Origin of the sequence: Pseudomonas lyxosi, assembly GCF_047758685.1 — a bacterium.
GTDB lineage: Bacteria > Pseudomonadota > Gammaproteobacteria > Pseudomonadales > Pseudomonadaceae > Aquipseudomonas > Aquipseudomonas lyxosi.
Genome location: NZ_CP180481.1, coordinates 1,941,705 through 1,956,029 on the forward strand (window position 1 = coordinate 1,941,705; position 14,325 = coordinate 1,956,029).

6 protein-coding genes are annotated in these 14,325 nt (G+C 58.2%); 5 read left to right on the forward strand and 1 reads right to left on the reverse strand.

The window, feature by feature from the left end; translation table 11 throughout:
• Positions 1-169: 169 nt before the first annotated feature.
• The gene (gene putA / locus ACMXYI_RS09125; protein WP_415772923.1) at positions 170-4,123 is read right to left on the reverse strand and encodes a trifunctional transcriptional regulator/proline dehydrogenase/L-glutamate gamma-semialdehyde dehydrogenase; all 3,954 of its coding nucleotides are present in this window, start codon (positions 4,121-4,123) and stop codon (positions 170-172) included.
• Positions 4,124-4,587: 464 nt separating this feature from the next.
• Here putA and putP point away from each other — a divergent pair, with 464 nt between their 5' ends.
• From putP to ACMXYI_RS09150, 5 genes are all read left to right on the forward strand, one after another.
• Positions 4,588-6,072, forward strand: a complete 1,485-nt coding sequence (gene putP / locus ACMXYI_RS09130) for a sodium/proline symporter PutP (protein WP_415772925.1) — start codon at positions 4,588-4,590, stop codon at positions 6,070-6,072.
• 240 nt (positions 6,073-6,312) lie between these two features.
• Positions 6,313-8,331: a type VI secretion system tip protein VgrG gene (locus ACMXYI_RS09135; protein ID WP_415772927.1), complete on the forward strand. Its 2,019-nt coding sequence runs from the start codon at positions 6,313-6,315 to the stop codon at positions 8,329-8,331.
• The gene (locus ACMXYI_RS09140) at positions 8,321-9,058 is read left to right on the forward strand and encodes a DUF4123 domain-containing protein (protein WP_415772929.1); all 738 of its coding nucleotides are present in this window, start codon (positions 8,321-8,323) and stop codon (positions 9,056-9,058) included. Before ACMXYI_RS09135 ends, ACMXYI_RS09140 begins: the two co-directional genes overlap by 11 nt.
• Positions 9,058-13,839: an RHS repeat-associated core domain-containing protein gene (locus ACMXYI_RS09145; protein WP_415772931.1), complete on the forward strand. Its 4,782-nt coding sequence runs from the start codon at positions 9,058-9,060 to the stop codon at positions 13,837-13,839. Before ACMXYI_RS09140 ends, ACMXYI_RS09145 begins: the two co-directional genes overlap by 1 nt.
• The gene (locus ACMXYI_RS09150) at positions 13,839-14,198 is read left to right on the forward strand and encodes a hypothetical protein (protein WP_415772933.1); all 360 of its coding nucleotides are present in this window, start codon (positions 13,839-13,841) and stop codon (positions 14,196-14,198) included. Before ACMXYI_RS09145 ends, ACMXYI_RS09150 begins: the two co-directional genes overlap by 1 nt.
• Positions 14,199-14,325 lie beyond the last annotated feature (127 nt).

Genomic DNA, 14,325 nt, shown 5'->3' on the forward strand with positions numbered 1-14,325 from the left:
CGCAGCGACTTAGCAGGTGCCACAAAACAAATGTGGGAGCGAGCTTGCTCGCGATGGCGGCGGCACATCCAAAACTGATGTGACTGACAGACCGCTATCGCGAGCAAGCTCGCTCCCACAGGGATTATTGCTAAGCCAGACACCATTGCAGGTGCCCGGTTGATCGGGTTTAGCCGATAGTCATCAAGCTCGCATTACCACCCGCCGCAGCAGTGTTAACGCTCAATGCCCGCTCGATCACCAGACGCTCCAGCGCAATGTTGGTCTCACCTTGCGACAAACCATGAACCCCAACGATCGCACCGGCACGCTTGGCCACTTGCTGGCAGACCGCACGCAGCTGATCGGAATGGCCGTGATGCAGAACCGCATCAAACAGCACTTCGTCCTTGCTCCAGTCGGAAACCAGCTTGATCTTCGTCTGAACTTCCTTCGGCAGACGTGCGAACAACGCCTTGGTCAATTCAGCTTCCGGCCATACCGCCGAACCGCCTACAGCCAATACCGCCGCCAGTTGCGTCAGCAGATCGCCTTCGACTTCCGCCAGACACAGCACGTGTTCACGCGGCAGGATGGCGTAGCTGTTGCGCTCACCGGTCGGGCCAGCCAGCACACGGGTGATCCCGCTTTGCGATTGCGCCGCGAACTGCACGCACAGGGCGCTCAGGTCGGAGAACTTGTTGCTGTCAGCCCAGGCTTGCAGAGCCTTCAGCGGTTTGCTCATGGCATCACGCAGACGAACGTCCGGTGCCGCGATGGCATCACCGCGAGCGAAGGATTGTTCGATCGCATCGGTAGGACGCGTCGACAGCAGGCGGTACAGGTACAACGGACCACCGGCTTTCGGGCCGGTACCCGACAGACCTTCGCCACCGAACGGTTGCACGCCGACCACAGCACCCACGATGTTGCGGTTCACGTAGACGTTACCGGCGTTGACGTTGTCGATCACCTTGGCGATTGTCTCGTCGATGCGAGTGTGCACACCCAAGGTCAGGCCGTAGCCAGAAGCGTTGATCTGACCGATCAGTTGATCGATGTCTTTGCGCTTGTAGCGAACCACGTGCAGCACCGGACCGAAGATCTCCCGTTGCAGTTCGTCGAAGCTTTCCAGTTCGATCAGGGTCGGCATCACGAAGGTGCCGCGTTTGACTTCTTCGGTGTTGGCGATTGCCACCTGATACACGCTGCGACCTTTGTCACGCATGCCCTGAATGTGCTTCTCGATACCGGCCTTGGCTTCGGCGTCGATCACCGGGCCGATGTCCACGGACAGGCGTTCCGGGTTGCCGAGACGGCATTCAGCCATGGCACCTTTAAGCATTTCGATGACACGGTCAGCGGAATCTTCCTGCAGGCACAGCACACGCAGTGCCGAGCAACGTTGACCAGCACTGTCGAAGGCCGACGATACGACATCGATCACGACTTGTTCAGTCAATGCCGAGGAGTCGACGATCATCGCGTTCTGGCCACCGGTTTCGGCGATCAGCGGAATCGGGCGACCTTGAGCATCCAGGCGACCCGCGACATTGCGTTGCAGCAAACGAGCGACTTCGGTGGAACCGGTGAACATCACGCCTTTGACCCGATCGTCACCGACCAGACGGGCGCCGACGGTTTCGCCACGGCCCGGCAATAGTTGCAGCACGCCTTCCGGAATCCCGGCTTCGAGCAGCAAACGCACGGCTTGAGCGGCTACCAGCGGGGTTTGTTCCGCAGGTTTGGCCAGTACCGGGTTACCGGCGGCCAATGCAGCAGCGACTTGACCACTGAAAATCGCCAGCGGGAAGTTCCACGGGCTGATGCAGACCACCGGACCCAATGGGCGGTGGGCGTCGTTGGTGAAATCGTTGCGCGCCTGCACCGCGTAGTAACGCAGGAAGTCCACGGCTTCACGCACTTCGGCGATGGCGTTGGCGAAGGTCTTGCCGGCTTCGCGAGCCAGCAGGCCCATCAGCGGCTGGATCTCGCCTTCCATCAAATCGGCTGCACGTTCCAGAATCGCGGCGCGTTCGGCGGGCGGGGTGGCCTGCCAGATCGGCGCAGCATTCAGGGCGCACTGGATCGCGTTGTCGACGTCTTCGACGGTCGCTTCCTGTACATAGCCAACCACGTCACGCAGATCGGACGGGTTCAGGACTGGCGCAGGGGTTTCAGTGCTGGAGGTGCAACCGAGCATCGGCGCGGCTTTCCAGTGGTTATGAGCGGTTGCCAGCAAGGCGCAGGACAGCGAAGCCAGACGATGTTCGTTGGCCATGTCGATGCCGCTGGAGTTGGCGCGCTCGGCACCATAAAGATCACGCGGCAGCGGAATACGCGGGTGCGGCAGGCCGAAGCCGCCTTCCAGCGTCGCCATCTGCTCGATGCTGGCCACTGGATCGGCCACCAGCTCCTGGATCGAAATAGATTGGTCGGCGATGCGGTTGACGAACGAGGTGTTCGCACCGTTTTCCAGCAGACGACGTACCAGGTACGCCAGCAGTGTTTCGTGAGTACCGACCGGTGCGTACACGCGGCACGGACGGTTCAGCTTGCCTTCGGAAACTTTGCCTACAACCTGTTCGTACAACGGTTCGCCCATGCCGTGCAGGCACTGGAACTCGTACTGGCCGGGGTAATAGTTCTGACCGGCGATGTGGTAGATGGCCGACAGGGTGTGGGCGTTGTGCGTAGCGAATTGCGGGTAGATGACTTCCGGCACCGACAGCAGTTTGCGGGCGCAGGCGATGTAGGAAACGTCGGTGTACACCTTGCGGGTGTAGACCGGATAGCCTTCCAGGCCTTCGACCTGGGCGCGCTTGATTTCGCTGTCCCAGTACGCGCCTTTTACCAGACGGATCATCAGGCGATGACGGCTGCGACGAGCCAGATCGATCACGTAGTCGATCACATACGGGCAACGCTTCTGATAAGCCTGGATCACGAAACCGATACCGTTCCAGCCGGTCAGTTGCGGCTCGAAGCACAGACGCTCCAGCAGATCCAGCGACAGCTCGAGGCGGTCAGCTTCTTCGGCATCGATGTTCAGGCCGATGTCGTATTGCTTGGCCAGCAGGGTCAGCGACAGCAGGCGCGGATACAACTCGTCCATCACGCGCTCGTACTGCGCACGGCTGTAACGCGGGTGCAGTGCCGAGAGCTTGATCGAAATGCCCGGGCCTTCATAAATCCCACGACCGTGGGACGCTTTGCCGATCGAGTGGATGGCTTGTTCGTACGAGGCCAGGTACTTCTGTGCATCGTGTTCGGTGAGTGCTGCTTCACCCAGCATGTCGTAGGAATAGCGGAAGCCTTTGGCTTCGAACTTGCTGGCGTTGGCCAGGGCTTCGGCGATGGTTTCGCCGGTCACGAACTGCTCGCCCATCAGGCGCATGGCCATGTCGACGCCCTTGCGGATCATCGGCTCGCCGCTCTTGCCGATGATGCGGCTCAGGGACGAAGTCAGGCCCGCTTCATTATGGGTGGCGACCAGTTTGCCGGTCAGCAGCAAGCCCCAGGTGGCGGCGTTGACGAACAGCGACGGGCTATTGCCCAAGTGCGGGTGCCAGTTGCCGGTGCTGATCTTGTCGCGGATCAGTGCGTCACGGGTGCCTTTGTCCGGGATGCGCAGCAGCGCTTCGGCCAGGCACATCAGCGCCACGCCTTCCTGGGACGACAGAGAAAATTCCTGCAACAGGCCCTGAACAATCCCGGCACGGCCGCCGGCGCTCTTTTGATTGCGCAGTTTTTCGGCAATCGAGGCGGCGAGCTTGTTGGTGGCTTCGGCCATGGCGATCGGCAGGCGAGCCTGCTCGATCAGCATCGGCACCACTTCCGGCTCAGGGCGACGGTAAGCGGCGGTGATCGAAGCGCGCAGCACCGATTGCGGCAGGATGCTTTCAGCGAACTCCAGGAAGCACTGGTGCGCGTGGTCAGCGTGGACTTCGCCAGCGTCGTCAGCGTCTTTGCTGATCAAACCGCTCAGCTCGGTCAGGGTTGCACCACCCTCGAGTTTTTCCAGGTAATTGAAAATTGCCTGCTTGATCAGCCAGTGCGGCGTGCGATCAATCGAGGTCGCGGCAGCCTTGAGGCGCTCGCGGGTCGGGTCGTCAAGTTTGACCCCAAGGGTGGTGGTAGCCATATTTTTATCCTCATGTTTGCCACAACCGCGTGGCATCAGCTGGCGGCAAGATTAGCCGTGCAACCGTCGAGGTGCAACCGGGTGCAACCCTTTTTTTGTCGGAATAATACGCAGCTCGTCAGGAAATAAATTCCGGTACGAACGTACCGCTCCTGCTTGGTGCTTTTGCTTCTAGTAAACCGAAAGGACTGCGCTAAAAGGGAGCAAAAACGGGGTTTTTTCAGGTAAATCCGACTAGGTGCAACTTATTCTCAAGAAACTGGTTGCACCTTATTTACTTTGTTGAATAGCATTCGCGCCCAAGGTGCAACCGGTCAAAAAAGACAGGTGCACCGGCTGATGGCTTTCCTGGGGAAACATCAGTCATAAATGCGCGGGCCCAGAGATCGTCTGATCAAACGTTGTCGTTTGTCGGCGGTTTCACACTCTGCCGCTACATAAAAACAAAGCCAGGGCATCACTTAATGAGCGTAAGTAATCCAACACTGATCACGTTCGTGATCTACATCGCAGCAATGGTGCTGATCGGCTTCATGGCCTATCGCTCCACCAACAACCTTTCTGACTACATTCTGGGCGGTCGCAGCCTGGGCAGCGTCGTGACTGCATTGTCCGCCGGCGCCTCCGACATGAGCGGCTGGTTGTTGATGGGCCTGCCGGGCGCCATCTACATGTCCGGTCTGTCCGAAAGCTGGATCGCCATCGGCCTGATCGTCGGTGCTTACCTGAACTGGCTGTTCGTCGCCGGCCGTCTGCGTGTGCAGACCGAGCACAATGGCGATGCGCTGACCCTGCCGGATTACTTCTCCAGCCGTTTCGAAGACAAAAGCGGCCTACTGCGGATCATCTCCGCGGTCGTGATCCTGGTGTTCTTCACCATCTACTGCGCTTCCGGCATCGTGGCCGGCGCCCGTCTGTTTGAAAGTACCTTCGGCATGTCCTACGAGACTGCACTGTGGGCTGGCGCTGCGGCGACGATTGCCTACACCTTCGTCGGTGGTTTCCTGGCAGTGAGCTGGACTGACACCGTACAAGCCACCCTGATGATCTTCGCCCTGTTGCTGACGCCGATCATCGTGCTGCTGGCTACTGGCGGCATCGACACCACGTTCCTGGCGATCGAAGCACAAGATCCAAGCAACTTCGACATGCTGAAAAACACCACCTTCATCGGCGTGATCTCGCTGATGGGCTGGGGCCTGGGCTACTTCGGTCAGCCGCACATCCTGGCGCGTTTCATGGCGGCGGATTCGGTCAAGTCGATCGCTAACGCTCGCCGCATCTCCATGACCTGGATGATCCTGTGCCTGGGCGGCACCGTGGCTGTAGGCTTCTTCGGTATTGCCTACTTCTCGGCTAACCCTGCCGTGGCAATGCCCGTGAGCGAAAACCACGAACGTGTGTTCATCGAACTGGCCAAAATCCTGTTCAACCCATGGATCGCCGGTATCTTGCTGTCGGCCATTCTGGCTGCTGTGATGAGCACCCTGAGCTGCCAATTGCTGGTTTGCTCGAGCGCCCTGACCGAAGACTTCTACAAAACCTTCCTGCGTAAAACCGCTTCCCAGGTCGAGTTGGTCTGGGTCGGTCGTGCCATGGTGCTGCTGGTTGCCTTGATCGCTATCGCTCTGGCCGCTAACCCGGAAAACCGTGTTCTGGGTCTGGTCAGTTACGCTTGGGCCGGTTTCGGCGCTGCTTTCGGTCCGGTTGTCCTGATCTCCGTGATCTGGAAAGACATGACCCGTGACGGCGCACTGGCCGGCATCCTGGTCGGCGCGATTACTGTGATCGTGTGGAAACACTTCGAACTGCTGGGCCTGTACGAAATCATCCCTGGCTTCATCTTCGCCAGCCTGGCGATCTATATCGTCAGCAAACTGGGCGAGCCTACTAAAGGCATGCTTCAGCGCTTCGCCGCTGCCGAGGCAGATTTCCGCCTGAACAAGTGATCGGGATGAGCTGATGCTCTGACCTTTCGCCGAACATGAAAACGGCCCGCTTCCTTATGGATGCGCGCCGTTTTTTTGTCTGTACGACCCATCTGACGGGTATGTCTGTAGTTTTCTATCCCAATTTTTGAAGGAAAAATCTCTAAAAAAGTAGGGCAAATCTGATTTCCCTGTCCCTCCATCAACACCCCTTGTCGCTCATGCAGAATCGCCCGCCTTCATTCTGCAGAGACACATCGGATGTTCGCTCCTGCCAATCAACCGCGTTTCACGTTGACGATCGACGGCGTCCAGAATGAACTCAAGGTACTTGAGTTCTCGGGCACGGAAGCCATCAGCCAGCCCTACCGTTTTGACCTGGAACTGGTCAGCGAGCGGCCGGACATCGAACTCGAAAGCCTGCTGCATCGTCAGGCATTTCTGAGTTTTGATGCGCAGGGTTCCGGCATTCATGGTCAGATTTTTCGCGTTGGCCAAAGTGATTCCGGACAACGCCTGACGGGCTACCAAATCAGCCTCGTGCCGCGTCTGGCCTATCTCGGTCAGCGCATCAATCAGCGAATTTTCCAGCACAAAAGCGTGCCGACGATCGTCGCGCAAATCCTCAAGGACCACGGCATCCAGCGCGATGCTTTCGAGTTTCGGATAGGCAGCGACTACCCAGAGCGCGAGTACTGCGTGCAATACGCCGAAAGCGATCTGGCGTTCATCCAGCGGCTGTGTGCCGAGCTCGGCATTCACTACCACTTTCAGCACAGCCTCGACGGGCACCTGCTGGTATTTGGTGATGACCAGACGGTTTTCCCTCGTCTGCCCGAGTCGACGCTATACCTGCCGGGCAGCGGAATGGCGGCGGATGCGCCGGCCATCAAACGTTTCAACGTGCGACTGGAAACCCGGACGACAGCGGTAACCCGTCGCGACTACGACTTCAAAAAACCTCGCCTGCAACTTGAAAGCAGCCTCGACAGTGAGCTGCGACCGGTGCTCGAGGATTACCACTTCCCGGGCCAGTTCACTGACCGCGAACACGGCAAGCATCTGGCCCAACGAGCACTCGAACGCCACAACGCCGACTTCCGTCAGGCCGAAGGTCGTGGCGACGAATCGGCTTTGGTCAGCGGGCATTTCCTACACCTGGCCGAGCATCCGCGTCAGGCATGGAATGACCTGTGGTTGATCACCGAAATCGAGCACCGTGGCCGCCAGCCGCAAGTGCTGGAAGAGTCGGCTACCAGCGACAGTCCGGATGATTTCCAGGGTTATCGCAATACCTTTCTGGCAACACCGTGGGACGTTTCGTTTCGCCCTCCACTCGGGCCGGAAAAACCACGCATGCTCGGCTATCAACCTGCGGTGGTCACCGGCCCGACTGACAGCGAAATCCATTGCGACGAGTTCGGTCGGGTCAAGGTTCAGCTCGCCTGGGACCGTGACGGTCAGCTCGATGAACACTCCAGTTGCTGGCTGCGCGTCGCCACCGGCTGGGCCCATGACCGTTATGGCAGCGTGATGATCCCGCGAGTCGGCATGGAAGTGCTGGTGGGATTTGTCGATGCCGATGCCGATAAACCGTTGGTGATGGGTTGCCTGCCCAACGCCGCAACCCCGGTGCCGCTCGATCTACCCGCTGACAAAACCCGCAGCATTTTCCGCAGCCAGAGCAGTCCCGGTGGCGGCGGTTACAACGAATTGCGCATCGAGGATCGCAAAGGTGCCGAGGAAATCTACCTGCGCGCCCAGCGAAACTGGACTCAGCACGTACTGAATGATCAACAGGTACAGGTCGATAACGCCCGCAGCATTGTGGTCACCGGCACCGCTCGCCATGAGCTGAAGGCCGACGAGCAACGCATCACCCATGGCCAGCGCCAGACCGAAGTGAAACTGGATGATCACCTGGTAGTGGTCGGTGACCGACACATTCGAGTGGCCAGTCAGGCGCTGAATGCCAGTCAGCAATTCCATGTCAGCGCCGGCCAGCAAGTGGTGATCGACGGCGGTGCCAGCGCGACGATTCAAGCGGGCGGGCAGTGGATCAACATTGGGCCGGGCGGGATCTTCAGCAGCGTGCCGATTCAGGTGGGGGGCGCGTTGATGCCGGCCATGGCGGCTGCGCCGACTTCTCCAGATGTGCCGTTGACACTTGCCGCTGCCCCGGCGGCGTTGCTGAGTGCCGCACAGATTCTGAGCCTGAAAAGCGACGCGCCGTTCTGTGAGGAATGCGAGCGTTGCAAGGAGGGTGTCTGTGCAGCCTGATGCCTTGTCACCCCACGCCTGGTTGGATCGCCAACCACTCAAACCCTCCGAGCAGTTGTTCGCGGTTTTCAGCAATGCGAGTGGCGCTGAACCGTTCAAAGCCTGGCAGCGTTCGATCACGGCTCAAGCACCCAGTCCGATCTGGGCCGGCACCACTTACGCCGAGTGGGAACCGGTAATGCCCTATGTCGGAATCGTCGCTGCTGGCAGTGAGTTTCTGGAGTGGGTTGCCACAACCGAGTCTCGTGATTGGGGTTGGCTGGCGGTGGCTTCCGTCTCTCAAAGCGTGCTGGTCGAGCATCTTCGCAGCCTCACTCAAGTTCTTTTACCCAACGGCAACGCGGTGTTTTTTCGGTTCTGGGATGGGCGATATTTACTGCCGATTCTTCAGTCCATCGACGTTAACACCACGCAGTTAATGCCTGTGATTGACCGCGTTTTGATCAATGGCCAGCCGCTCGCCATCGGTGGCAGTGCGCTGAAAACCTCCCGCTTGTTTCCGTGGTGGGAGGTTTCTGAATCGCTGCTTCAACACCTCGCCTCGGAGTCCGCGACAACCCGCATCAACAACTTGCTGAAGTGGTTGAGTGAAGACCGCCCTGATCTCTATGAGGCGTTTTCCGAAAGCGTTTTGCGCCACAAGGTCGCGATCTTTCTTGAGACACCGGACCTGCCGCAAGCAGCCAAAACAGCCTTGGCGGACTACCTGATGGCGGAGCTGAACTGATGGATCAGATCGTACGGATCGAGCAGGAGCTCGACAGTTTCCCAAACACCCTTTCCCTTTACCGCGAACAGTTGAAGCACTGGTTCAGCCAAGCGGCGGACAAGGCCAGCCGCGCCGCTGATTTGCCTTCGCTGATGGGCATGGAGCGGATCATAAGGTTCGGCAATGCCAGCACTGCGGTGAGCAGTGGCGACGACGATTTTTTCTCCTCCGTGGTGCAATGCCCGAAGGGCGGAGAGCTAGAGATCGAGAGCAAGTTTGAATCGGTTTATGACATTCCCGTGGGGAATATTCAGGTTGATGTGATTGCGCTTGAGAGCGGCGAAACGGCGCTTGTCACGCTTGATGAAAATGGCAAAGGGAAGTTCAAGGGGGACGAGGGCAAGTTCTACCGCATTCACGTCCACAACGAAGTCACACCGCAGCAAGTTGAAGATCTTTTCTCTTCCTACAACGGCCTGACGAAAGAACTTGAAAAATGGCTGCGTGATGAATGGAAGACATTCAAGCCGAAGTGGTCGGAATCTTCTTCGGCTGCTGTAGGCAATGGAATGCTCGCGGGAAGTTGGGCGGCAATCGAGGGCGTGTGGGACGGCATCGGCCTGCTTTCGGACATCCTCAAGGATCCGGGGAAGTTTGGTGAGCGGTTGGGTGAGAGCGCCACAGCGCTGAAGAACCTCGCGGAAACCGCTCCGGATGTCATGGAAAAAGCCCAACTGCTGGCCAGTGACGAAGCGGCGCTGTGCCTACTGTTACGCACCGCCAGCCTCTGGTTGGACATGCTGCCGCCCGGGGAGATCGCCGGTAAAACCGCCGAAGCCGTGTCGACGATGGTAGTTCAGCTGTTGATCGACATCCTGATTGGCATCGTTCTGACGTTTATCGGTGCGGGTGCAGGGATTGCCTACTTGACGATGCGTCTGGCTGATCGAGCCGCGCAGTTGCTCAGTGCTGTTCTGCGTCTCGTCAAAGCGATTTTCACGATCATCAATGGCTTCATCAGCTACGTCGACCGCTACAAAAAAGTCGCCGCGAGGGGCATCGCTGCCGGCATGAAAAAAGGCCGGATGCAGTTGAACTGGAGTGCACGTCGCAACGCATCACTGAAGAAAGACGAACACCACGACGACGCCTCAGCGCAGGCGAAAAACCCCAACGGCGACAGCGCCGATTGCGTGCCGCTGACCTGCACAAACAACTGCCCGGTATCGATGGTCACCGGCGAAGAACTGCTGACCCTGACCGACGGTGCGCTGGACGGCATCCTGCCGTTCGATTTCACCCGGCTCTATCGTACTAGCGCCGCCGAGATCGATATCGGCCTCGGATTCGGCTGGAGTCACAGCCTCGCCCATCGACTGGAACTCGACGGCGACTCCGTCATCTGGATCGACCACGAAAACCGGCGCACCACGTTCCCGCTGCCAAACAGTGAACGTCCGGCGATCCATAACAGCCTGTCGCGGGCGGCGATTTATCTCGGCGATGAACCCGAAGAACTGATCCTCGCCCAGTCTGGCGACGACGCGCGGTTCTATCACTTTCATAACGGTCGGTTGACGGCGATCAGCGACGCTTACGACAACCGCCTGCGCATCACCCGCGACCGACAAGACCGCATCAAACGCCTCGACAACGGCGCCGGCCGTGCCTTGCGATTGCGCTATGACCGCAGCCATTTGGTCGCCGTGGAGTATCAGCGCTTTCATCCGGCCGACACCCTCGACGAGGCCTGGCACACCGAACAGACGCTGGTTGCCTACCGCTACGACGCTCGTCATCGCTTGATCGAGGCGACCAATGCCGTCGGCGAAAGCGAGCGCTACGACTACGACGATCAGCACGTCATCCTGCAGCGGCAGTTGGCCGGTGGGGCGAGTTTCTTCTGGGAATGGGAACGGTCCGGCAAGGCGGCCCGATGTGTCCGCCATTGGGCGTCGTTTTCGCAGATGGATACGCGTTACGTCTGGGATGACGAGGGCAGTGTCACCGTCCAGAACATCGATGGCAGTGAAGAGGTTTACGTCCACGACGACCGGGCGCGGCTGGTGCGCAAGGTTGAGCTGGACGGCGGCGAACACCTCAAGGCCTACGACGACAACGGTCGGCTGATTGCCGAGCAGGATCCGCTCGGCGCCGTCACCGAATACCGTTACGACGAGGTCGGACGATTGGTTGCGCTGATTCCGCCGGAAGACGAACCGACGGCCTACGAGTACCGCCACGGTTTCCTGCACGCACGGTTTCGCGGCAAAGCGGTGTGGAAATATCTGCGCAATGCGCAAGGCGATATCACCGAAGCGACCGATCCTGACGGCCATGTCAGCCACTATCACTACGACGAAAAAGGGTTGCTGCTGTCGATCCGATATCCGGACAACAGTCGGCAGGTGTTCGTCTGGAATGGCTTGGGGCAACTGCTCGAAGAGACCTTGCCGGACGGTGGCCAGCGGCGGTTTTCCTACGACGCGCTGGGGCGGCAGATTACCCGGCAGGACGAATACGGTGCCATCACCCAGTACCAATGGGATGCCGTTGGACGACTGATCCAGACGACGCTTCCCACCGGCGCGAGCCGCGCGTTCAGCTACAACGCCTACGGCAAGATCACCGCCGAACGGGATGAACTGGGCCGCGTCACCCGGTACGAATACGTCGACGACCTGCACCTGGTCAGCCGCCGGATCAATCCCGACGGCACCCAGCTGAAGTACCGCTACGACAACGCCCAGCTGTTACTCACGGAAATCGAAAACGAATCCGGTGAAAAATATTTCCTGGACTACACGCCTAATGGCTTGATCCGACAGGAAACCGGCTTCGACGGCCAACGCACGGCGTACACCTACGACCTCAACGGCCAGCTGCTGGAGAAAACCGAGCTCGGCGAGGACGGGTCGTGGTTGGTAACGGCGTATCAGCGGGATTCGGCCGGGCGCCTACTGGTCAAAACCCTGCCCGACGGCATCAAGGTCGAATATCGCTACGACAGCCTCGGCCGACTGGTCAGCGTCGACGATGGCTACGACCATCCGCTGGAATTCGAGTACGACCAGCAGGATCGCCTGATCACCGAACATCAGGGCTGGGGCACGCTGCGTTATGGCTACGACGCCTGCGGCCAACTCAATCGCCTGCGCCTGCCGGACGGCAGCAAACTCGATTACCACCACGCCAAGGGCGGCGCGCTGACAGCCATCGACCTCAACGGCGCGCGACTCACCACTCACCAATTCGCCTTCGGCCGCGAACAGCAACGCCAGCAGGGGCAACTGCTCAGCGAATATGCCTACGACGATCAGGGCCGATTGAAGGCCCACGCTGTCAGTCAACAGCACCAAACGCTGTATCGCCGCGACTATGCCTACAGCACCAACGGCAATCTCGACAGCATCGCCGACACCCGTCACGGCCAACGCAATTACCAATACGACCCGCTCAACCGCCTGACCCGCGTCCGCCACACCCGCGACGACGCACCAGAAGCCTTCGCCCACGACCCGGCGGGCAACCTGCTGATGCAAGACCGCCCCGGCGCCGCGATCGTTAAAGGTAACCGCCTGCTGATGCAAGGCGACCGCCATTACGACTACGACGCCTTCGGCAACCTCATCCGCGAACGCCGCGGCACCGCGCAAAAACTGATCACCGAGTACCGCTACGACTGCCAGCGCCGCTTGGTCGGCGTCACAACCCCTGACGGCCGCAGCGCCAGCTACCGCTACGACGCCTTCGGCCGCCGCATCAGCAAAACCGTCGACGGCAACACCACCGAGTTCTTCTGGAAAGGCGACAACCTCATCGCCGAAAGCAGCTGCGAGCACTACCGCAGCTACGTCTACGAACCGGGCACTTTCCGCCCATTGGCCATGCTCGATGGCAAAGGCCCGCGCAAGGCGTGCCCGTTCTACTACCAACTCGATCACCTCGGTACGCCGCAGGAACTGACGGATTACAGTGGCGAAATCGTCTGGTCAGCGAAATACAACGCCTATGGCAAGGTCACTCGCCTTGCATTCGGTGGGGGAGAGCAGCTCGAGCAACCGTTGCGGTTTCAAGGGCAGTACTTCGATGCCGAGAGCGGTCTGCACTACAACCGGCATCGGTACTATGATCCGGAGGTTGGCCGGTATCTGACGCCGGATCCGATCAAGTTGGCGGGTGGGCCGAACCAGTACCAGTACACGCCGAACCCGACGGGGTGGGTTGATCCGTTGGGGTTGAGCGGGAATTGCCCGTCGCCGAATAAGCCTGGGTGTGGGGCGCCGGATGATACGACTGGCGCTAGGGTTGATGAGGGGGAGCCTGCGCTGCCGAAAATGGCGGTTGAGCAGCGACGAGCAAGAATTGATGAGTTATCAGAGTCGGTTTTTTATAGGCGCTTGAAGGAAATGGAAGAATCGATTGATGGTGCCCATTTTCAGCAGAAACATGGAGCTCAAACAACCCTGCAATCCCAGCTTGATCGGGTGAAGGAAGGCAGAAATCCCACGACAGGCGAAATAGAAAGGTACGAGAAAGGAAAGAAAAAAGGCAAGCCCGTCATTCCTTCTGCCGCGACGCGTTTTCTCAGTCATCGTGATCAATTTAATGCAATACAACGTGCTCAGTTAATTTTTAGGCAGAGTGGTATAGATGCTTCACGACAACCTATTGAAATGGGTAAAAAAATAGGTGAAGGATTTAAAAGGGAGGGATTGCAGTATGGTCAGCAGACTAGAGCGGTCGTCATACTGGATAAAAATGGTAAAGCTAAAACTTCATACACGGAATTTGACTGATGAATAAGCCCTACACACTGTGGAGTATACGAGGTCTGCTTTTTGTATTTGATATTGAAAATACGCATGATTTGGAGCGGGAGGAGATTATTGTTTCGAAGAATGTGAATGATGACAATGAACTTGCTGAGCTTTTTGACGCCTTGCTACGCCCGGAATTTTTTATTTATAGTGAGCAAGAGCGCATTTCATTAATCGAAACTTTGTCTTACTTTTTAGAAGTGGGTAATAGTTTTGATGAGGTTTTTTCGAAGATGGACACGTATTTTGATGATGATGTTAAAGATCAAAGGCGGTTTATGACAGTTCTCATTAATTGTTTGAAGCGGTATCAAAAACAAGGAAATGACAATAATTAATTCCTGCAGAACGAGACAGTCTGATGTCTGAACAGACAAGTTTGCAACAAAGGGATCAACAAATGGGACGGATTTATTTTTGCTGCCAGCTTCGAAGGTGTTGTTAATATTGATAATGGCAGCAAAT

Excerpts from the sequence above, each read along its gene's own strand:
- putA (WP_415772923.1), bottom strand. The coding sequence starts at position 4,123 with ATGGCTACCACCACCCTTGGGGTCAAACTTGACGACCCGACCCGCGAG.
- putP (WP_415772925.1), top strand. The coding sequence starts at position 4,588 with ATGAGCGTAAGTAATCCAACACTGATCACGTTCGTGATCTACATCGCA.
- ACMXYI_RS09135 (WP_415772927.1), top strand. The coding sequence starts at position 6,313 with ATGTTCGCTCCTGCCAATCAACCGCGTTTCACGTTGACGATCGACGGC.
- ACMXYI_RS09145 (WP_415772931.1), top strand. The coding sequence starts at position 9,058 with ATGGATCAGATCGTACGGATCGAGCAGGAGCTCGACAGTTTCCCAAAC.
- ACMXYI_RS09150 (WP_415772933.1), top strand. The coding sequence starts at position 13,839 with ATGAATAAGCCCTACACACTGTGGAGTATACGAGGTCTGCTTTTTGTA.